Origin of the sequence: Pseudomonas protegens (assembly GCF_003363755.1) — a bacterium.
GTDB lineage: Bacteria > Pseudomonadota > Gammaproteobacteria > Pseudomonadales > Pseudomonadaceae > Aquipseudomonas > Aquipseudomonas danubii.
On record NZ_CP031396.1, the window covers coordinates 5381734 to 5400308 of the forward strand.

At 63.2% G+C, this 18575-nt stretch carries 22 protein-coding genes; 18 read left to right on the top strand and 4 right to left on the bottom strand.

The genetic code is table 11. The features are described 5' to 3' along the window. Positions 1-24 precede the first annotated feature (24 nt). From DWF74_RS24350 to DWF74_RS24380, 7 genes are all read left to right on the top strand, one after another. Positions 25-1140 (top strand): protein-glutamate methylesterase/protein-glutamine glutaminase, encoded by a 1116-nt coding sequence (locus DWF74_RS24350; protein ID WP_102864006.1) that lies wholly within the window; start codon positions 25-27, stop codon positions 1138-1140. Then, positions 1140-1880 (top strand): flagellar motor protein, encoded by a 741-nt coding sequence (locus DWF74_RS24355; protein WP_102864005.1) that lies wholly within the window; start codon positions 1140-1142, stop codon positions 1878-1880. The genes DWF74_RS24350 and DWF74_RS24355 overlap by 1 nt, the downstream gene beginning before the upstream one ends. Next, the gene (gene motD / locus DWF74_RS24360; protein ID WP_430757476.1) at positions 1880-2767 is read left to right on the top strand and encodes a flagellar motor protein MotD; all 888 of its coding nucleotides are present in this window, start codon (positions 1880-1882) and stop codon (positions 2765-2767) included. Before DWF74_RS24355 ends, motD begins: the two co-directional genes overlap by 1 nt. A 50-nt stretch (positions 2768-2817) precedes the next feature. Then, entirely contained in the window at positions 2818-3606 is a 789-nt protein-coding gene (locus tag DWF74_RS24365) for a ParA family protein (protein ID WP_102864003.1), read from the top strand. A gap of 84 nt (positions 3607-3690) precedes the next feature. Then, positions 3691-4581: a CheW domain-containing protein gene (locus tag DWF74_RS24370; protein WP_115581866.1), complete on the top strand. Its 891-nt coding sequence runs from the start codon at positions 3691-3693 to the stop codon at positions 4579-4581. 79 nt (positions 4582-4660) lie between these two features. Next, on the top strand, positions 4661-5143 hold the full coding sequence (locus DWF74_RS24375; protein WP_011060011.1) for a chemotaxis protein CheW: 483 nt from the start codon (positions 4661-4663) through the stop codon (positions 5141-5143). Continuing rightward, a complete protein-coding gene (locus tag DWF74_RS24380; RefSeq protein ID WP_102864001.1) occupies positions 5144-5536 on the top strand; it encodes a DUF2802 domain-containing protein in 393 nt (130 codons plus the stop codon). Between the two features lie 59 nt (positions 5537-5595). On the opposite strand, the gene DWF74_RS24385 is transcribed toward DWF74_RS24380, so the two are convergent. Both DWF74_RS24385 and DWF74_RS24390 read right to left on the bottom strand, forming a co-directional pair. Continuing rightward, positions 5596-5925, bottom strand: a complete 330-nt coding sequence (locus DWF74_RS24385) for an EscU/YscU/HrcU family type III secretion system export apparatus switch protein (protein ID WP_102864000.1) — start codon at positions 5923-5925, stop codon at positions 5596-5598. Next, the gene (locus tag DWF74_RS24390; protein ID WP_102863999.1) at positions 5922-7505 is read right to left on the bottom strand and encodes a flagellar hook-length control protein FliK; all 1584 of its coding nucleotides are present in this window, start codon (positions 7503-7505) and stop codon (positions 5922-5924) included. Before DWF74_RS24390 ends, DWF74_RS24385 begins: the two co-directional genes overlap by 4 nt. A 196-nt stretch (positions 7506-7701) precedes the next feature. Here DWF74_RS24390 and ccmA point away from each other — a divergent pair, with 196 nt between their 5' ends. The 11 genes from ccmA to DWF74_RS24445 all read left to right on the top strand — a co-directional run bounded on the left by ccmA (position 7702) and on the right by DWF74_RS24445 (position 16357). Continuing rightward, entirely contained in the window at positions 7702-8337 is a 636-nt protein-coding gene (gene ccmA, locus DWF74_RS24395; RefSeq protein ID WP_115581867.1) for a cytochrome c biogenesis heme-transporting ATPase CcmA, read from the top strand. Then, positions 8334-9002 (top strand): heme exporter protein CcmB, encoded by a 669-nt coding sequence (gene ccmB, locus DWF74_RS24400; RefSeq protein ID WP_102864110.1) that lies wholly within the window; start codon positions 8334-8336, stop codon positions 9000-9002. Before ccmA ends, ccmB begins: the two co-directional genes overlap by 4 nt. 78 nt (positions 9003-9080) lie before the next feature. Next, positions 9081-9836 carry a heme ABC transporter permease gene (locus DWF74_RS24405; RefSeq protein ID WP_102863997.1) on the top strand — a complete coding sequence of 252 codons (756 nt, stop codon included), beginning with the start codon at positions 9081-9083 and terminating at the stop codon, positions 9834-9836. After that, a complete protein-coding gene (gene ccmD, locus DWF74_RS24410) occupies positions 9833-10009 on the top strand; it encodes a heme exporter protein CcmD (RefSeq protein ID WP_011060018.1) in 177 nt (58 codons plus the stop codon). Before DWF74_RS24405 ends, ccmD begins: the two co-directional genes overlap by 4 nt. Further along, entirely contained in the window at positions 10006-10461 is a 456-nt protein-coding gene (gene ccmE / locus DWF74_RS24415) for a cytochrome c maturation protein CcmE (protein WP_115581868.1), read from the top strand. The genes ccmD and ccmE overlap by 4 nt, the downstream gene beginning before the upstream one ends. Before the next feature lie 3 nt (positions 10462-10464). Next, positions 10465-12453 carry a heme lyase CcmF/NrfE family subunit gene (locus DWF74_RS24420; protein ID WP_110595165.1) on the top strand — a complete coding sequence of 663 codons (1989 nt, stop codon included), beginning with the start codon at positions 10465-10467 and terminating at the stop codon, positions 12451-12453. Next, positions 12450-12986, top strand: coding sequence for a DsbE family thiol:disulfide interchange protein (locus tag DWF74_RS24425; protein ID WP_060838164.1), 537 nt, complete (start codon positions 12450-12452; stop codon positions 12984-12986). The genes DWF74_RS24420 and DWF74_RS24425 overlap by 4 nt, the downstream gene beginning before the upstream one ends. Then, complete coding sequence (locus tag DWF74_RS24430; RefSeq protein WP_102863994.1) at positions 12983-13456, top strand: cytochrome c-type biogenesis protein; 474 nt, start codon at positions 12983-12985, stop codon at positions 13454-13456. Before DWF74_RS24425 ends, DWF74_RS24430 begins: the two co-directional genes overlap by 4 nt. Beyond that, positions 13449-14654 (top strand): c-type cytochrome biogenesis protein CcmI, encoded by a 1206-nt coding sequence (gene ccmI / locus DWF74_RS24435; protein ID WP_102863993.1) that lies wholly within the window; start codon positions 13449-13451, stop codon positions 14652-14654. The genes DWF74_RS24430 and ccmI overlap by 8 nt, the downstream gene beginning before the upstream one ends. 14 nt (positions 14655-14668) lie before the next feature. Then, positions 14669-15076, top strand: a complete 408-nt coding sequence (locus DWF74_RS24440; RefSeq protein ID WP_115581869.1) for a hypothetical protein — start codon at positions 14669-14671, stop codon at positions 15074-15076. Positions 15077-15214: 138 nt separating this feature from the next. After that, positions 15215-16357, top strand: coding sequence for a hypothetical protein (locus DWF74_RS24445; protein ID WP_115581870.1), 1143 nt, complete (start codon positions 15215-15217; stop codon positions 16355-16357). A gap of 10 nt (positions 16358-16367) precedes the next feature. On the opposite strand, the gene DWF74_RS24450 is transcribed toward DWF74_RS24445, so the two are convergent. Both DWF74_RS24450 and DWF74_RS24455 read right to left on the bottom strand, forming a co-directional pair. Beyond that, positions 16368-17252 (bottom strand): LysR family transcriptional regulator, encoded by an 885-nt coding sequence (locus tag DWF74_RS24450; RefSeq protein ID WP_115581871.1) that lies wholly within the window; start codon positions 17250-17252, stop codon positions 16368-16370. 78 nt (positions 17253-17330) lie between these two features. Further along, positions 17331-18539, bottom strand: coding sequence for an MFS transporter (locus tag DWF74_RS24455; protein ID WP_115581872.1), 1209 nt, complete (start codon positions 18537-18539; stop codon positions 17331-17333). Positions 18540-18575 lie beyond the last annotated feature (36 nt).

Genomic DNA, 18575 nt, shown 5'->3' on the forward strand with positions numbered 1-18575 from the left:
CTCGCCCCACCTAACGGAGTGTTTATGGCAGTCAAAGTCCTGGTGGTGGACGATTCGGGTTTTTTCCGCCGCCGCGTCTCGGAAATTCTTTCAGCGGATTCGAATATCCAGGTCGTCGGTACGGCGACCAATGGTAAAGAGGCGATCGATCAGGCCCTGGCCCTCAAGCCGGACGTGATCACCATGGACTACGAGATGCCGATGATGGATGGCATCACCGCAGTGCGGCATATCATGCAGCGCTGCCCGACGCCGGTCCTGATGTTCTCTTCCCTGACCCACGAAGGCGCTCGAGTGACCCTCGATGCGCTGGATGCCGGGGCTGTGGATTTCCTGCCGAAGAATTTCGAAGACATCTCGCGCAATCCCGAGAAGGTCAAGCAACTGCTGTGCGAGAAAGTCCACAGCATTTCGCGCAGTAATCGCCGTTTCAGCAGCTACAGCGCCCCGGCGCCGCAACCGGCTGCACCGGCTCCGGCGCCGTCGAGCTTTGGCGGCAGTCGTCCGGCGCCTGCGCCTGCTCCTGTCCGTGCTCCTGCACCGGCTGCCGGCCCGGCATCGCCAGCGCCCAAGCGCAAGGCCTACAAGCTGGTGGCGATCGGTACTTCCACCGGTGGCCCGGTGGCGCTGCAGCGGGTCCTGACCCAACTGCCGGCCAACTTCCCGGCACCTATCGTGCTGATTCAGCATATGCCCGCGGCCTTCACCAAGGCCTTTGCCGAGCGTTTGGACAAGCTGTGCCGGATCAGCGTCAAGGAAGCGGAGGATGGCGACATCCTGCGTCCAGGCCTGGCGCTGCTGGCGCCGGGCGGCAAGCAGATGATGATCGACGGTCGTGGCGCGGTGAAGATTCTTCCTGGCGATGAGCGTCTGAACTACAAGCCGTGCGTGGACATCACCTTCGGTTCTGCGGCCAAGTCCTACAGCGACAAAGTTCTGGCGGTGGTCCTCACCGGCATGGGCGCCGACGGTCGCGAAGGCGCCCGCCTGCTCAAGCAGGGCGGCAGCGCGGTCTGGGCCCAGGATGAAGCCAGCTGCGTGATCTATGGCATGCCCATGGCCATCGTCAAAGCCAATCTGGCGGACGCGGTGTACAGCCTGGACGACATCGGCCGGCATCTGGTCGAGGCCTGTCTCTGATGGATGTGCTCAGCCTAATCGGGATCATCATGGCGTTTGTCGCCATCATTGGCGGCAACTACCTGGAAGGGGGTCACCTGTCGGCCCTGGCCAATGGCCCGGCGGCACTGATCGTGCTCGGCGGCACCATCGGCGCGGCCTTGCTGCAGTCGCCGTTGAGTGCCTTCAAGCGAGCCATGCAGATCCTGGTGTGGATTCTGTTTCCGCCTCGGGTGGACCTGCCCGGGGGCATCGATCGGGTGGTCAACTGGAGCCTGACCGCGCGCAAGGAGGGTCTGCTGGGCCTGGAAGGTGTGGCGGACGCCGAGCCTGACACCTATTCGCGCAAAGGCTTGCAGCTGTTGGTCGATGGTGCCGAGCCGGAAGCCATCCGCAGCATCCTTGAAGTGGACTTCTACACCCAGGAAAGCCGGGATATCGAGGCTGCCAAGGTCTTCGAAAGCATGGGCGGCTATGCGCCGACCATCGGCATCATCGGTGCGGTGATGGGCCTGATCCACGTGATGGGCAACCTGGCTGATCCATCGCAGTTGGGCAGTGGTATTGCCGTGGCCTTCGTCGCCACCATCTACGGTGTGGCCAGCGCCAACCTGGTGCTGTTGCCGATCGCGGCCAAGCTCAAGGCCATTGCCTTGCGCCAGTCCCGTTACCGGGAAATGTTGCTCGAAGGCATTCTGTCGATTGCCGAAGGCGAAAACCCTCGCTCCATCGAGTTGAAGCTGCAAGGCTTCATGGACTGATTATGGCTCGTCGTCGCCAGCAAGAAGAACACGTCAACCACGAACGCTGGTTGGTTTCCTACGCCGACTTCATCACCTTGCTGTTCGCGTTTTTCGTGGTCATGTACTCCATCTCCTCGATCAACGAGGGCAAGTACAAGGTGATTTCCGAAGCCTTGATCGGGGTCTTCACCGACTCCGATCGCAGTCTCAAGCCGATTCCCATCGGTGACGAGCGGCCCAAGACCGTGACCCCGGCCAAGCCGCTGGTCAAGGACAGCGAACAGACCGACGCCGGGATTTCCGGTGGCAGTGACCCGCTGAAAAGCATCGCCGACGACATCAGCGCCGCTTTTGGCGACCTGATCAGCTCCAACCAGATGACCGTGCGTGGCAATGAGTTGTGGGTGGAGATCGAACTCAACTCCAGCCTGTTGTTCGGCAGCGGCGATGCCATGCCCAGCGATCAGGCGTTCACCATCATCGACAAGGTGGCGAAGATCCTCAAACCCTTCGACAACCCGATTCATGTCGAAGGCTTCACCGACAACCTGCCGATCCAGACCGCGCAGTACCCGACCAACTGGGAGTTGTCTTCGGCCCGCTCGGCGAGCATCGTGCGGATGCTGGCGATGCAGGGGGTGAACCCCGCGCGAATGGCTTCGGTGGGGTATGGCGAGTTCCAGCCGGTGGCCAACAATGCCACCGTCGAAGGCCGGGCACGCAATCGCCGGGTGGTGCTGGTGGTATCGCGCAACCTGGATGTGCGTCGCAGCCTGACCGGTACCGGAACCGCCAACGCGACACCGGATGCGGCACTCAAGCGTGCTGGCACACAAACTGCACCAACCCCAGTGAAAACGCCGGTACAGGGAAGCGCCGTCAATTCTCCGTCACCTGCTTTATAACTTAGCGCTATGTCTCGCCCCGCTGTGGCCGGGCGGGAGGAACAAACCGAATGAGAGTCTGGGCAGTTGCCAATCAAAAGGGTGGTGTCGGTAAAACCACCAGTTCCATCGCTTTAGCCGGTTTGCTGGCCGAGGCGGGCAAGCGCGTGGTCGTGGTCGATCTCGACCCCCACGGTTCCATGACCAGCTACTTCGGCTATGACCCGGACAGCCTGGAGCACAGCAGCTACGACCTGTTCCTGCACAAGGGCAATGTGCCCCAGGACCTGCCGGGCCAGTTGTTGCTGGGCACCAGCCATGAGCGCATTTCACTGTTGCCGTCGAGCACCGCCCTGGCCACCCTTGAGCGTCAGTCACCGGGGCAGAGTGGTTTGGGCCTGGTGATCGCCAAGAGCCTGGCACAGCTGTGGCAGGACTTCGATTACGCGGTGATCGACAGCCCACCGCTGCTCGGTGTGTTGATGGTCAATGCCCTGGCGGCTAGCCAGCAGTTGGTGATCCCGGTGCAGACCGAGCACTTGGCGGTCAAGGGGCTGGAGCGCATGGTCAACACCCTGGCGATGGTCAATCGCTCGCGCAAGCAACCGCTGCCGTTCACCATTGTGCCGACCCTGTTCGACCGCCGGACCCAGGCTTCCCTGGGCACTCTGCGGATCCTGCGGGACAAGTTTCCCGACGAAATCTGGCAGGGCTATATCCCGGTGGATACCCGCTTGCGGGATGCCAGCCGGGCAGGGGTCACCCCATCTCAGTTCGATGGCAAGAGCCGCGGTGTACTGGCCTACAAGGCCTTGCTCAAGCATCTGCTGGCCCAACAACTCGTGGCGCAGGTGGCTTGACGTGAAGCGCTATTCAAGTCACTCGACTGCTCGGCCGATAACCCCTACAGATCACTGTATCGGGGTTTTGGCGTGGGCATCCTCATGAACCGTCCTCTGGATATCAAGAGCCGGCCTCAGCTGGCGCTGCAATCGTACCTGGACGCTTTGCTGCAGGATGCTACCGAAGAGGAACAGCTACCGGAGCCTCCGGTCCAGGTTGCTCCGCCGGTCCCGCCGCTAATGTCCCAGGCTTCCAGCGAAGTGCTGGATGAGTTCCAGGCTGCAGTGTTGGAAGAGCAGGCGCGGGACGCACAGGCCCAGCACCAGGCGGCACCTGCTGTCCGGGATGCTGCACCTGCACCTGCACCTGCGGTAATGGAGGCGCCGGAACCCTTGCCGAGCTCGATCTCGCCGGTGGTGCCGATGCTCCAGGCCCTGGTGCCGCCACTGGTGGAAGTTCATCTGCCGCCGAACAATACACCGCCTCCGGTTTCCGGTAGCGACCGTCCCAGCTGGGCGGCCGAACCTTTCGAGTGCCTGTTGTTCGATGTCGCCGGCCTGACCCTGGCAGTGCCGTTGGTGTGCCTGGGGTCGATCTATTCCCTGGCAGGGCAGGAGCTGACACCGCTGTTCGGCCAGCCGGAATGGTTCCTCGGCATCCTGCCGAGCCAGGCCGGTAATCTGAAAGTCCTGGATACCGCTCGCTGGGTCATGCCGGATCGCTACCGTGATGATTTTCGCCAGGGCTTGCAGTATGTGATCTCGGTCCAGGGCTACGAGTGGGGGCTGGCAGTGCATCAGGTCAGTCGCTCTCTGCGCCTGGACCCCAACGAAATCAAGTGGCGCAGTCATCGTGGCCAGCGTCCGTGGCTGGCCGGCACGGTGATTGAGCATATGTGCGCCTTGCTTGACGTTGCTGAACTGGCCGAGTTGATTGCCACCGGCGGCGCCAAGCAGATGGCTATCAGTCAAGCGGCCCACAAGCCGAAGTAAACCAACAACAGGCTATGTCCGTCGGACGTGGCCACACAGAACACACGCCGTTTTCAACGGTTTTTTGAGGGGTCAGGGTATGAATAAGTCGTCGTCTGCACAGGGTTCCGAAGATCCGATCCTGCAATGGGTCACCTTCAAGCTGGATAACGAGTCCTACGGCATCAACGTGATGCGCGTCCAGGAAGTCCTGCGCTACACCGAGATCGCTCCGGTACCGGGTGCTCCCAGCTATGTGCTGGGGATCATCAACCTGCGGGGCAATGTGGTCACCGTGATCGACACCCGTCAGCGTTTCGGCCTGGTGCCGACCGAAGTCAACGACAACACCCGGATCGTCATCATCGAAGCCGACAAGCAAGTGGTCGGGATCATGGTCGACAGCGTGGCGGAAGTGGTTTACCTGCGTCAGTCGGAAGTCGAGACCGCGCCGAATGTCGGTAACGAAGAGTCGGCCAAGTTCATTCAGGGTGTCTGCAACAAGAACGGCGAACTGCTGATTCTGGTTGAACTGGACAAGATGATGAGCGAAGAGGAATGGTCGGAACTGGAGAGTATCTGATTGATCCTCGAGGTAGCGGTGATTGTCCTGGCGATCCTTTGGGTCGCCACTGTGGCGCTATTCCTGTCGTACACCCGCAATCAGCGGCAGATCGCCGCCCAGCAGGCCGAAGGCGATGCCGTGCGCGACCAGCGGATCAAGGAGCTGGCCAAGCGCGTCGATCATTACCAGAGCGGTACGGTGCGCATGGGCGAGGATCTGCATGAGCTGCGAGCGGTGGTGGCGCCGTTGCCGGACAAACTGGCCCAACTGGAGCAGCGTGACCCCTCCAGCCTGTCCTTCGCCCAAGCCGCGCGCCTGGTGGGCATGGGCGCCAGTGTCGACGAGCTGACCCAGTCCTGCGGCCTGACCCAGGCCGAGGCGGAGCTGGTCAGCAAGCTGCACAAGGGCTAGCCACAAGTCGCAAGCTTCCCGAGGGAAGCTTGCAACTTAGCGCTTGCCGCAGCTTCTCTTCAATAATCGTCACCGCGCTCGGTGATGTCTTTCTCCAGTGCCACCTGATGCGGATCATGCCCGGCCGGAAACTTGCCCTTGAGGTTCCAGGCGAAGGCGATGATTTCGGCGATGGTCCGGTACAGCTCCGGTGGAATGCTCTCGCCCAACTCCAGGCGCGCCAACAGCTTCACCAGCTCGGCATTCTCATAGATCGGCACTTCATAGTCCCGGGCGATCTTCAGGATGGCTTCGGCCAGTTCATCGTCGCCCTTGGCGGTCAGGGTCGGGGCTTGCTGGCCGTCGTACTTGAGGGCAATGGCCTGGCGTGGAGGAGGTGTGTGTTTCATGCGGTTTCGTCGACCCAGCGTTGTTCCAATCGAGTTTGCGGGCCCTGGGGCGGGATGCCCAGGTGGCAGTCCAGGTCACCGACATCCAGCCCTGAAGCCAGCAGGCGTTCGCGCAGGTTGCCCAGGTGGCTTTCGATCAGGCTCGCGGTGTAGGGGCGTTCGGCCCACAGCTGGCTGGACAGCCGACCTTGAATCAGTTGTGCCTGGACCTGCAAAGGGCCCAGGGGCTCCAGGTCGAAGGCCAGATCGAGCCGCCACAAGGCCTGCTTGGGTTCTCGCTCTTCACGTTTTTGTTGCGGCTCAGGCTCCGGCGCTTCTTCGCGCTGCATTTTGACCTGCAAGGGCACGATGTCCTGCAGGTTGCGCATGGGAATTTCCAGCTGCCAGGTGGTCAGTTGCCGGCCATCGTCGGTCTGGCCGCTCTGTTCCAGGCTCGCCAGTTGATGGCTCTGCAGGCGTGATACCGCGGCGGCGGCCAGGCGCAGCAACTGTTGCAGATCGCCTTCACCTTCCAGGCTTTGCAGCAGACGCTCCGGCAGCGGGAAGCCGCTGGGTGAGGTCTTGGCGCTGACCTGGCCGAGGGTGCCCAGGGCGCTGCGCACGAAGCTCGGCAGCGATTGCGCCAGGGTGTTGGCGGCGATGATCGCATTGAAGCTGCTGGAGGAGGGCAGCCCCGGGGTCAACTGGGCGATCAGGCGCAGCAGGTCGCCCTTCAGGTCTGGCGTCTGACCGGGATTGGTGCCGGCCAGCAGCTTGGCTTCCAGAAACAGGCCGCTGCCCAGCAGAGCCTGGGCCACGCCGCGCGTGGTGCTCAACTGTTGATGGTCCGGCAGGCCGGCCAGCAAGCGCTCCACGGCGGCCCGCAGGTCGGCGGAGGAAGTGGCCAGTTCGCTGTCGGCGGGCAGGTTCTGCAGGAGGTTGATCAATCCGTTCAGGGAACCCTGGCGGCTTTGCTGGCTGGCCAGCTGTGCGGCGATGGCCAGTTGTTCCTGGCGGTTGCCCAGAGGGACGAAGTTCAGGGTCTGTGCATCCGAGACCTGGGCGCTGAGCAGGCTGCCGATACGCAGCGGCTGCGGGCTGTCGATGCTCAAGGTGGCGCCACTTTGCGCGGTGTTGAGCAGGCTCACCAGGGAACGGTAGATCGCCGGCTGATTGCTGCCCTGGGGCAGGAGCTGGGTAGTCAGCACCTTGCCCTGGAGCAGGGTGCCGGCGGGCAGTTGGCTGGTATCCAGGCGCGTCAGGGCAGCGACGCTGGAGGCGATGGCCTGCTGCACGGTGATCGCCAGGTTGCCGGCCGAAGGCTGGATCACCGCCAGGCTGGTGCCCTGGGGCAAGGGCTGGCTGCTGGTGGCTTGCACGGTGGTTTGCCGGCCGTTGTCCAGGGTCACCTTGAGCAGCAGCTGGAAGGTCTGGTCGGTCTGCTTGAGCGACAGCACTTCAGCCTTGGCGCTCTGACCGGCGGCAATCAGGCCTTCCAGTGGCGGCACCAGCTTGAGCAATTCGCCGCTGATCGGCTGAGGGCGCGAGGGGCCGGGAGCGGGCGCCTGGGGCAGTGGCAGGATGTTTATTTCGCCAGTCATTCGGACACAACCTGTGGAAATTAGCCCTCTTGAGAGTAGGGCTTCGCATGTATAATGCCGCCCGTCTTTGGGGGAGTGGGGAAAACATTGCAAATGTTTGACGCAGCTCTCTAGAACAGGCCGCCAATGCATTTATCCTGCATCCCTTTAACGGCCGCTCCACTGCCGACTTGAACCCGTAAAGGCCCACCATCCCTTGACCAGCCCTCTTCTCGAAGCCGTAGCACTCGCCTGTGAGCGCGACTGGCGGATGCTGTTTGAACACCTGGAGTTGCGTCTGACCGGCGGAGACATGGTACAGATCAGTGGCCCCAACGGCAGTGGCAAGACCAGCCTGCTGCGTTTGCTCGCTGGCCTGATGCAACCCACCAGCGGTCAGGTGCTGCTCAATGGCCAGCCCTTGCATGCCCAGCGCGCCGAACTGGCGCGCAATCTGTTGTGGATTGGCCATGCCGCCGGAATCAAGGATGTCCTGACCCCCGAGGAAAACCTCAACTGGCTCTGTGCCTTGCACCAGTCGGCAACGCGCGACGCTATCTGGCAGGCCCTGGCGGCCGTCGGCCTGCGCGGCTTCGAGGACGTCGCCTGTCACACCCTGTCTGCCGGCCAGCAGCGTCGTGTGGCCCTGGCCCGGCTGTATCTGGACGGCCCGCCGCTGTGGATCCTTGACGAGCCCTTTACCGCCCTGGACAAACAGGGGGTGGCCCAGCTCGAGGAGCACCTGGCCAATCATTGTGAACGTGGCGGCATGGTGGTCCTGACCACTCACCACACGCTGACCCGTATGCCGTCCGGCTACCGCGATCTGGATCTGGGGCGGTGGGCGGCATGAGCGTCTTTGCCCAATTGCTGGCCCGTGAAGCGCGCTTGCTGTTCCGACGCCCGGCGGAGTTGGCCAATCCCCTGGTGTTCTTCGCCATCGTCGTTGCACTGTTCCCATTGGCCGTGGGACCTGAGACAAATCTGTTGCAAACCTTGTCTCCCGGGTTGGTCTGGGTAGCGGCCTTATTGTCCGTCCTGCTCTCGCTGGACGGGCTTTTTCGCAGTGATTTCGAGGACGGATCCCTTGAACAGTGGGTCCTTTCGTCGCACCCCCTGCCTCTTCTGGTTTTGGCCAAGGTACTGGCACACTGGGCCTTTTCCGGCCTGGCACTGGTATTGCTTGCACCCTTGCTGGCCTTGATGCTCGGCTTGCCTGCCGCCTGCCTGCCGGTGTTGCTGGCTTCATTGATGCTGGGCACTCCGGTGCTGAGCCTGTTGGGCGCAGTGGGCGCAGCATTGACGGTGGGGTTGAAGCGTGGAGGCTTGCTGCTGGCGTTACTGATCCTGCCTCTGTACATCCCGGTATTGATTCTCGGCAGTGGCGCCCTGCAGGCGGCACTGCAGGGCATGCCGGCGACAGGTTATCTGCTGTGGCTTGGGAGCCTGACCGCCCTGGCAGTGACCCTTACACCCTTTGCAATAGCTGCTGGCCTGAAGATCAGCGTCGGCGAATAATGAGGTCTGGTTGTTTTTTAACCAGTAAAGACCCTGGCTGTTCGTGAACGCGAAGAGCAACCGTGATGGAAGCAATGAATGAACTGGACTTGGTTTCATAAGCTCGGCTCGCCTAAATGGTTTTACGGCATCAGCGGCAAGCTGCTGCCCTGGCTGAGCGTCGCCGCCGTGTTGCTGATCGGTATCGGCGTCGTCTGGGGCCTGGCCTTTGCGCCACCGGATTACCAGCAGGGCAACAGCTTTCGCATCATCTATATCCATGTGCCAATGGCGATGCTGGCCCAGTCCTGCTACGTCATGCTGGCCGTGTGCGGTGTGGTCGGGCTGGTGTGGAAAATGAAACTGGCCGATGTCGCCCTGCAATGCGCGGCGCCCATCGGGCATTCGATCACCTTCCTGGCCCTGGTAACCGGGGCGATCTGGGGCAAGCCGACCTGGGGTTCCTGGTGGGTCTGGGATGCGCGACTAACGTCGATGCTGATCCTGCTGTTTCTGTACGCAGGTCTGATTGCGCTCAATGCCGCCATCAGCAATCGTGACAGCGCCGCCAAGGCCTGCGCGGTGCTGGCGATTGTCGGCGTGGTGAACATCCCGATCATCAAATACTCGGTGGAGTGGTGGAACACCCTGCACCAGGGGGCGACTTTCACCCTCACCGAAAAGCCCGCCATGCCGGTGGAAATGTGGCTGCCGCTGCTGCTGACGTCCTTGGGTTTCTATTGTTTCTTTGGCGTGCTGCTGTTGCTGCGCATGCGCCTTGAGGTGCTCAAGCGCGAAGCCCGCACCAGTTGGGTCAAGGCCGAAGTCCAACGCAGCCTGGAGACCGCACAATGAGCTTTGCATCCTTCAGCGATTTTCTCGCCATGGGCCATCACGGCCTCTACGTCTGGTCGGCCTATGGCATTTGCCTGGTCGTCCTGGCTCGTGAGCTGGTGGCGCCGATCCTGGCGCGCAAGCGTTATCTGCAACAAGAGGCGCGTCGTCTGCGCCGGGAGAACGGTAAGTGAATCCGCTGCGTAAAAAGCGTCTTTTGATCATCCTGGCGATCCTGGTGGGCGTCGGCATTGCCGTCGGTCTGGCCCTCAGTGCGCTGAAGGAAAACATCAACCTGTTCTACACCCCGACCCAAATTGCCAATGGCGAAGCACCGCTGGACACGCGGATTCGCGCTGGCGGCATGGTCGAGGCCGGCTCCCTGCAACGTTCCGCCGACTCCCTGGACGTCAAATTCGTGGTCACCGACTTCAACAAGTCAGTGGCCATCACCTACCGCGGCATCCTTCCGGACCTGTTCCGCGAAGGGCAGGGCATTGTCGCCCTGGGCAAGCTCAACGCCGATGGCGTGGTGGTGGCCGATGAAGTGCTGGCCAAGCACGACGAGAAATACATGCCGCCGGAAGTCACCAAGGCGTTGCAAGACAGCGGCCAGTCGGCACCGACACCAGCGAAAGAGGGTTAAGCCATGAGTTCCGCACTGTTCGTTCCCGAACTCGGTCATCTGGCGATGATCCTCGCCCTGTGCTTTGCCCTGGTCCAGGCGGTGGTGCCATTGCTGGGTGCCTGGCGCGGCGACCGCCTGTGGATGAGCCTGGCCCAGCCAGCAGCCTGGGGCCAGTTCGCGTTCCTGGTATTCGCCTTCGGCTGCCTGACCTACGCCTTCATGAGTGACGATTTCTCGGTGGCCTATGTCGCCAGCAACTCCAACAGCGCCTTGCCCTGGTACTACAAGTTCAGCGCCGTGTGGGGCGCCCACGAAGGTTCGCTGCTGCTCTGGGCGCTGATCCTCGGGGGCTGGACCTTCGCTGTGTCGGTGTTCTCGCGCCAGTTGCCACAAGTGATGCTGGCCCGGGTGCTGGCGGTGATGGGCATGATCAGCACCGGCTTCCTGCTGTTCCTGATCATGACCTCCAACCCGTTTTCGCGAATCCTGCCCCAGGTACCGGCGGACGGTCGTGACCTCAACCCGCTGTTGCAGGACATCGGCCTGATCGTCCACCCACCCATGCTGTACATGGGTTACGTCGGTTTCTCGGTGGCCTTTGCCTTTGCCATTGCCGCGCTGCTGGGCGGTCGCCTGGACGCTGCCTGGGCTCGCTGGTCGCGGCCCTGGACCATCGTCGCCTGGGCCTTCCTTGGCATCGGTATCACCCTGGGCTCCTGGTGGGCCTACTACGAACTGGGTTGGGGCGGCTGGTGGTTCTGGGACCCGGTGGAAAACGCTTCCTTCATGCCCTGGCTGGTGGGCACGGCCTTGATCCACTCCCTGGCAGTGACGGAAAAGCGCGGTGTATTCAAGAGCTGGACCGTGCTGCTGGCCATTGCCGCGTTTTCCCTGAGCCTGCTGGGGACCTTCCTGGTGCGCTCCGGGGTCCTGACTTCAGTGCACGCCTTCGCTTCGGACCCTGAGCGTGGCGTGTTCATCCTGATCTTCCTGCTGTTCGTAGTGGGGGGCTCCCTGACCCTGTTTGCCCTGCGGGCGCCGGTGGTCAAGAGCCATGTGGGCTTCAACCTGTGGTCCCGGGAAACCCTGCTGTTGGGCAACAACCTGGTGCTGGTGGTGGCGTCCTCGATGATCCTGCTGGGCACCCTGTATCCGCTGGTGCTGGATGCCCTGACCGGGGCCAAGCTGTCGGTGGGCCCGCCGTATTTCAATGCGCTGTTCATTCCGCTGATGGCCCTGCTGATGGTGGTGATGGCGGTGGGCGTGCTGGTGCGCTGGAAAGACACCCCGGTGAAATGGCTGCTGGGCATGCTCGGTCCGGTGCTGCTGGGCAGCGTGGCCCTGGCCGTGGTGGCCGGCATTGCCTACGGCGACTTCAACTGGGCGGTGTTGGCGACCTTCTTGCTGGCGGCCTGGGTGCTGCTGGCCGGGGTGCGTGACATCTTCGACAAGACCCGCCACAAGGGCCTGATCAAGGGCCTGCCAAGCCTGACTCGCAGTTATTGGGGCATGCAGCTGGCGCACCTGGGCATTGCAATCTGCGCCCTGGGCGTGGTGCTGTCGAGCCAGAACAGCGCCGAGCGCGACCTGCGCCTGGAGCCAGGCGAGTCCATGGAACTGGCCGGTTATCAGTTCATCTTCGAAGGCGCCAAGCATTTCGAAGGGCCGAACTTCACTTCCGACAAGGGCACTGTGCGTGTGGTGCGCAACGGCAAGGAAGTGGCGGTGCTGCACCCGGAAAAACGCCTGTACACCGTGCAGAGTTCGATGATGACCGAAGCTGGCATCGATGCCGGTTTCACCCGTGACCTGTATGTCGCCCTGGGCGAATCCCTGGGTGATGGCGCCTGGGCGGTGCGGGTGCACGTCAAGCCGTTCGTGCGCTGGATCTGGTTCGGCGGCCTGCTCACCGGGTTCGGTGGCTTGCTGGCGGCGATGGATCGGCGTTATCGGGTCAAGGTTAAAAGCCGCGTGCGCGAAGCGCTGGGCATGACAGGAGCCGCCGCATGAGACGCTGGATGATGATGTTGCCCCTGGCAGTGTTCCTGGTGGTGGCGGTGTTCCTCTATCGCGGGTTGTATCTGGACCCGGCCGAGCTGCCGTCGGCGATGATCGGCAAGCCGTTCCCGGAGTTCTCCCTGCCGTCGGTGCAGGGCGACAAGACCCTGACCCGCGCTGACCTGCTGGGCAAGCCGGCTTTGGTCAACGTCTGGGGCACCTGGTGCATTTCCTGCCGGGTCGAGCATCCGGTGCTGAACAAGCTGGCCGAGAAGGGCGTGGTGATCTACGGCATCAACTACAAGGACGTCAATGCCGACGCCCTGAAGTGGCTGGCCGAGTTCCACAATCCCTACCTGTTGGATGTGCGTGACGAGGAGGGCTCCCTGGGGCTCAATCTGGGTGTCTATGGCGCCCCGGAAACCTTCTTCATCGATGCCAAGGGCATCATCCGTGACAAGTTCGTCGGGGTGATCGACGAAGTGGTGTGGCGCGAACAGCTGGCGGCCAAGTACCAGGCCCTGGTAGACGAGGCCAAACCATGAAGCGCTGGTTAGCCGCCGCCATCCTGGGCCTGAGCATCGCTGGCGTGGCCCACGCTGCCATCGATACCTACCAGTTCGCCAATGACACCGACCGCGAAAGGTTTCGCGAGCTGACCAAGGAACTGCGCTGCCCCAAGTGCCAGAACCAGGACATCGCCGATTCCAATGCACCGATTGCCGCCGACCTGCGCAAGGAGATTTTCCGCATGCTCGGCGAGGGCAAGGACAATCAGCAGATCATCGACTTCATGGTGGATCGCTACGGTGACTTCGTGCGTTACAAGCCGGCCCTGACCGGCAAGACCGCCTTGCTCTGGTTCGGTCCTGCCGGCCTGTTGCTGGGCGGGCTGGTGATCATTGCCGTGATAGTCCGGCGTCGTCGCGTCGAACGCAGCGACAGCCCGAACACGCTTTCCGTCGAAGAGCGTCAGCGCCTCGACCAACTGCTGGATAAAACCCCCCATGATTGATTTCTGGCTTGCAGCAGGTCTGCTGCTCCTGATCGCCCTGAGTTTCCTGTTGATCCCGGTATTGCGTGAGCGTCGTGCCCAACGTGAGGAGGATCGTACCGCGCTGAACGTGGCGCTTTATGAAGAGCGCGTGGCCGAGCTGCATGGCCAGCAAGCGCAAGGCGTACTCAGTGCCGAGCAGATGGACGCGGGGCGCGCGGAAGCGGCCCGGGAACTGCTGGCGGACACCGAAGGCAGCGGCCCAGTGCGGACCTCGCGTCTGGGCAAACCTCTGCCGCTGTTGGCGGCGCTGCTGGTACCGGTGCTGGGCTTGGGTCTGTATCTGCATTTTGGTGCCAGCGACAAGGTCGAGCTGACCCGGGAGTTCGCCCAGGCGCCGCAGTCCATGGAAGAAATGACCCGGCGCCTGGAGCGCGCAGTGGCGGCCCAGCCGGATTCTGCCGAGGGCCTGTATTTCCTTGGGCGTACCTACATGGCCCAGGACCGTCCAGCGGACGCGGCGAAGATCTTCGAGCGTACCGTGGCCCTGGCCGGACGCCAGCCCGAGCTGTTGGGGCAGTGGGCCCAGGCTCAATACTTCGCCGATAACAAGCAATGGTCGGACAAGGTCCAGGGCTTGACCGATGAAGCGTTGAAGGCCGATCCCAACGAAGTCACCAGTCTCGGGTTGCTGGGTATCGCCGCTTTCGAAGGCGGGCGTTTCCAGGAGGCCATCGATTACTGGAAGCGCCTGCAGGCGCAACTGCCGCCGCAGGACAATTCCCGTGCCGCGCTGCAGGGAGGCATTGATCGCGCCAGCGAAAAACTGCTGGCGGCCGGTGGCAAGGTCGCGGCCGAGCCTGCGGTCAAGGCCAAGGGCGCCTTGCTCAAGGTCCGGGTCGATCTGGCGGCGGAGCTCAAGGCCAAGGTCCAGCCGGGTGACAGCGTGTTCATCTTCGCTCGTGCCACCCAGGGCCCGCCCGCGCCGTTGGCGGCCAAGCGCCTGACCGTCGCCGACCTGCCGGCCACTGTGGAGCTGGGGGATAGCGACGCGATGATGCCGCAGTTGAAACTGTCGAACTTCCCTGAAGTCCAACTGGTTGCGCGCATTTCCCGTGCCGGCCAGCCAACGGCCGGTGAGTGGATCGGGCAGAGCCAGCCCCTGCCCAGCAGCACCACGGCCGCGCAACAGCTGACCATCGACAGTCCGGATCAATAATCAGAGAAGCCGCCATGACCGCCATCGCTCGTATCACCCTGTTGTCACTGGTCCTGGGGTTGAGTGCTTGTACGGTCCACCGGCCGGCGCCGACCTCCTCTGAACCCATCCCGCCTGCGGGGCCGAGTACGCGCCCGGCCCCGTCCACGGCTCCCGCGCCAGTCAAGCCCGGGGCGCCGATTCCCGCCGCCAAGCCCCTGCCACGCACCTCCGCGAGCTTTGCTCCGCCACCCGGCGGGCACAGTCACTGGGATGCGCGGCTGGGGGTCTATGTGCTGGATAACCAGAGCAACACCTTCTATCGCCAACGCACCTATTACCGTTGGAACAACGGCTGGAGCCGCTCCATCAGCCCCGACGGTCCCTGGGAAGACACCGACATCCATGGTGTACCCGCAGGGCTGGGGCGTCAGTTCCAGTAATTTTCAACGCCATCGACTGACAGCAAAGGCGCGGGCCAGAGCCGGCGCCGGCCTTGCCATGGTCAGCGGATTATTTAAGCCCTGCCCAGGCTGGCCGATACAGCGGGGTGTTCCTGAGTATCAGCCGTTGAGCGCCCGATGAAGAAAGACCTGAACAAACCCTATGTCGCGCCGATGCTGTTCTGGCTGGCCGTGGTCTGCGTCCTGTTGCTGTTGTACGGCCTGGGGCCGGCGGACGTGCCGGAGCTGATCTATCTGTCCCTGGCACCGGTGTACCTGCTGGTGGCCTTCGCCTTCATGTACTACTTCTTCTGCTGGAGCCTGATCTCGGTTTTTCGCTTGGGGGAGGTCGGCTGGAAGAAAGTCGACTACGGCTGGTTGCTGCTGGCTGCCCTGGCCCTGATCAGCGCCACCCAGGCGGTGCGGGTGGACTGGTTCCAGAGTGACTACCAGCTGGCACAAAGCGCCCGGGACGCAGCGCAGCGCAGAGTGCTGGCCGAGATCGACGACATGCTCGGCAGCGCTCACTGCAAGGCGGCGCAGGAGCTGCATGAGCCCCAGGATGCCGCCCAGGTCAGCAACCTGTGCGAACGCTTTGGCACATTGGAGCGTTCTGCCGATGGGCGTCTTTCGGCTTTGGCCGTGATCAAGGTGCAGCAGGCCCTGGGCGACCTTCGTGGTGAGTATTCAGCGCCGCTGGTGCAGCAATGGCTGCAGCGTCTGGGGGACACCTTCAGTGAGCTGGAGCACCAGCGGGCCGAGGTACATCGTCTGCATGGCCTGACCGAGGCCAGTCATACCGAGAGGCTCTATGGCTACTGCGCACCTTTGCTGCTGGTGATCGCCCTGGCGCTGCGGGCGTCCAAGGTGACCGGCGAGGTACTGCTCAAGGCGCCGCGCCGGCGCAAGCTGTGGCTGATCGTCAACCGGCGGGTAGTGATCGACGGCCTGGGCTTTGTCCGCGGTGCCCGCGCGCGCCTGGACGAAGCCCTGAGGAACTGGCGTGTGGCGCAATGGGGCGTGGTGCACCTATCCTGCCCGTTCATTGCCGGAGCCAGCCCCCAGGACACCCCGGTCCCGGTGATCCCGGGTTTCTACGAGAACGAGTTCCAGCTCGCCAGTCTTGGCGAGTTCGACAGCAGTGAGTTCGTCCAGTGGGCCGCGATCCAGACCATCGACGTCCTGTATCTGGTGGGTGAAACCGACCTGAGCCTGATCGACCGGCTGCGGCGCTGGGGTGAGGCGGCGAATATCGAAGTGCTGGTGCGCGAGCGGATCTGAGGCCGGGGTTTCACAGACGCTCCAGCAAATGCTCCACATAGTCCACGAACGCCCGGGCCTTGGCACTCACCAGGCGCCCGCCGGGAAACACAGCCCACAGCTGTTGCCGGGGCAGTTGCCAATCCGTGAGCACGGCCTTGACCGCACCCTTGGCCAGCTCCGGGGCAAACATCCATTGCGAGGCCATTGCCAGCCCCTGGTGGGCCAGTACCGATTCGCGCAAGCCTTCTGCGGCATTCACTCGAACCCTGCCACTGACACTTACCCGTTGCTCGTCGTCGCCCTGGGAAAAGTGCCAGAGATTACCGGGCCCCCGGCTGTAGATCACCGCTTGATGCCCGGTCAGTTCACCGGGATGCTGCGGCTCGCCGTGCTCGGCGAAGTACTCGGGAGTGGCCAGCAGCAGGCGCGGGCACTCGGCGATCTGGCGGGCGATGAGGGTCGAGTCGGCGAGGCTGCCCATGCGCAAGGCGACATCGACTCCCGCCTCCACCAGATTGATGGTGTGATCATCCATCACCACGTCGATCTGCAACTCGGGGTGCTGCTCCAGAAAGGGCCCCAGGTGAGGAATGATATGCAGGCGGGCGAAGGTCACCGCCGCACAGATGCGCAAGGTGCCACGCAACTGGGAGGCCGAGCCCCGGGCGGCATTTTCCGCTTCGCTGGCTTCCTCCAGGGTGCGTTTGGCCCGTTCGAAGAAGGCCAGGCCGGCTTCGGTGGGGCTCAGGCCGCGGGTGGAGCGCAGCAACAGCCGCACCTGCAGATAGGCCTCCAGTTGGGCGATGCTTTTCGATACGGCGGGCTGACCCAGGTTCAGACGCCGGGCGGCAGCGGAGAAGGAGCCGCTTTCCACCACATGTACAAAGGTTTCCATCGCGGCCAGGCGGTCCATCGGTTGTCCTTGCTGGGTTGAGAAGGGGGCACTTGAGCAGTGTGCGCCAAAACGTTCACCGGGTCCTGGGCGCACGGCCTAGGCGCGGGCCGCGCGGCGGTTGTCCGCCACCAGCAGGAAGCGCAGCAGGGCCAGCAGTGGAAACCCACTGCCCACCAGCACCACTCCCAGCCAGCCGCCATGTTCGTACACCGCACTGGCAATCGACGAGCCGAAGGCGCCACCGATGAAGATGCTGGTCATGTACAGCGCGTTGAGGCGACTGCGACTGTGGGCGTCCAGGGCATACACCGCCCGTTGGCCGAGCACCATGTTCATCTGCACACAGAAATCCAGGACCACCCCGGTCACTGCCAGGCCGATGACGCTGTAGGCGGGATGGATCAGTGTCGGGATAAAGCTCAGGGCTGCCAGGAGCATGGCCAGCAGCGAGGCGATGCGGGTATGGCCGGCATCCGCGAGGCGTCCGCTGATGGGGGCGGCGATGGCGCCGATGGCGCCCACCAGGGCGAAGATCGCAATCTGGCTTTGTGACAGGCCGTGATGCCGTGCCAGTTCCAGGGGCGCGGCGGTCCAGAACAGGCTGAAGGTGGCGAACATGCAGCCCTGGTAGAAGGCTCGCTGGCGCAGGACCGGCTGCTGGCGCAGCAGGCCGCCCAGGGAGCGCAGCAGTTGGCCGTAGGTGGCGCTGTGTGCCGGCTGACGCTTGGGTATGGTCAGCATCAATACCAGGCTGATGGCGGCCATCAGCACGGCGGCGGCGATGAACATTGCGCGCCAGCCGAAGAGATCGGCCACCACGCTGGACACCGGGCGGGCCAGGAGAATGCCCAGCAGCAGGCCGCCCATGATGCCGCCCACCACTCGTCCTCGGGACTCCTCGGGGGCCAGGTGCGCAGCCAGGGGAATGAGGATCTGGACCGACACCGAGCTGAAGCCGATCAGCAGCGATACCAGGAGGAAGGCGTTGGGCTGCTGGGTATAGGCAGCCCCCAGCAGGCTGGCGATGGCCACCAGGGTGGTGATGATCATCAACCGACGGTTTTCCAGCAGGTCTCCCAGGGGCACCAGGAAGAACAGGCCCAGGGCATAGCCGATCTGGGTCAGAGAAACGATCAGGCTGGCGATGGAGCTGGACAGGCCCAGGTCCGGTGCGATCAGCTCGATGATCGGTTGTGCGTAATAGATGTTGGCGACGATGGCGCCGCAGCAGAAGGCGAACAGCAGCACCATGCCTCGGGTCATTGTCACGTTGCTGGCGGGCAGCACCTGGGTCGTGGAAGTCATCAGGTTTCTCTTGGCGGCGAAAGGATGGAACAAGGT

What these genes read in the sequence shown, in the direction of transcription:
- DWF74_RS24350 (WP_102864006.1), top strand. Translation starts at nt 25, where the DNA reads ATGGCAGTCAAAGTCCTGGTGGTGGACGATTCGGGTTTTTTCCGCCGC.
- DWF74_RS24355 (WP_102864005.1), top strand. Translation starts at nt 1,140, where the DNA reads ATGGATGTGCTCAGCCTAATCGGGATCATCATGGCGTTTGTCGCCATC.
- DWF74_RS24365 (WP_102864003.1), top strand. Translation starts at nt 2,818, where the DNA reads ATGAGAGTCTGGGCAGTTGCCAATCAAAAGGGTGGTGTCGGTAAAACC.
- DWF74_RS24370 (WP_115581866.1), top strand. Translation starts at nt 3,691, where the DNA reads ATGAACCGTCCTCTGGATATCAAGAGCCGGCCTCAGCTGGCGCTGCAA.
- DWF74_RS24375 (WP_011060011.1), top strand. Translation starts at nt 4,661, where the DNA reads ATGAATAAGTCGTCGTCTGCACAGGGTTCCGAAGATCCGATCCTGCAA.
- DWF74_RS24385 (WP_102864000.1), bottom strand. Translation starts at nt 5,925, where the DNA reads ATGAAACACACACCTCCTCCACGCCAGGCCATTGCCCTCAAGTACGAC.
- DWF74_RS24390 (WP_102863999.1), bottom strand. Translation starts at nt 7,505, where the DNA reads ATGACTGGCGAAATAAACATCCTGCCACTGCCCCAGGCGCCCGCTCCC.
- ccmB (WP_102864110.1), top strand. Translation starts at nt 8,334, where the DNA reads ATGAGCGTCTTTGCCCAATTGCTGGCCCGTGAAGCGCGCTTGCTGTTC.
- DWF74_RS24405 (WP_102863997.1), top strand. Translation starts at nt 9,081, where the DNA reads ATGAACTGGACTTGGTTTCATAAGCTCGGCTCGCCTAAATGGTTTTAC.
- ccmD (WP_011060018.1), top strand. Translation starts at nt 9,833, where the DNA reads ATGAGCTTTGCATCCTTCAGCGATTTTCTCGCCATGGGCCATCACGGC.
- DWF74_RS24420 (WP_110595165.1), top strand. Translation starts at nt 10,465, where the DNA reads ATGAGTTCCGCACTGTTCGTTCCCGAACTCGGTCATCTGGCGATGATC.
- DWF74_RS24425 (WP_060838164.1), top strand. Translation starts at nt 12,450, where the DNA reads ATGAGACGCTGGATGATGATGTTGCCCCTGGCAGTGTTCCTGGTGGTG.
- DWF74_RS24430 (WP_102863994.1), top strand. Translation starts at nt 12,983, where the DNA reads ATGAAGCGCTGGTTAGCCGCCGCCATCCTGGGCCTGAGCATCGCTGGC.
- ccmI (WP_102863993.1), top strand. Translation starts at nt 13,449, where the DNA reads ATGATTGATTTCTGGCTTGCAGCAGGTCTGCTGCTCCTGATCGCCCTG.
- DWF74_RS24440 (WP_115581869.1), top strand. Translation starts at nt 14,669, where the DNA reads ATGACCGCCATCGCTCGTATCACCCTGTTGTCACTGGTCCTGGGGTTG.
- DWF74_RS24445 (WP_115581870.1), top strand. Translation starts at nt 15,215, where the DNA reads ATGAAGAAAGACCTGAACAAACCCTATGTCGCGCCGATGCTGTTCTGG.
- DWF74_RS24450 (WP_115581871.1), bottom strand. Translation starts at nt 17,252, where the DNA reads ATGGACCGCCTGGCCGCGATGGAAACCTTTGTACATGTGGTGGAAAGC.
- DWF74_RS24455 (WP_115581872.1), bottom strand. Translation starts at nt 18,539, where the DNA reads ATGACTTCCACGACCCAGGTGCTGCCCGCCAGCAACGTGACAATGACC.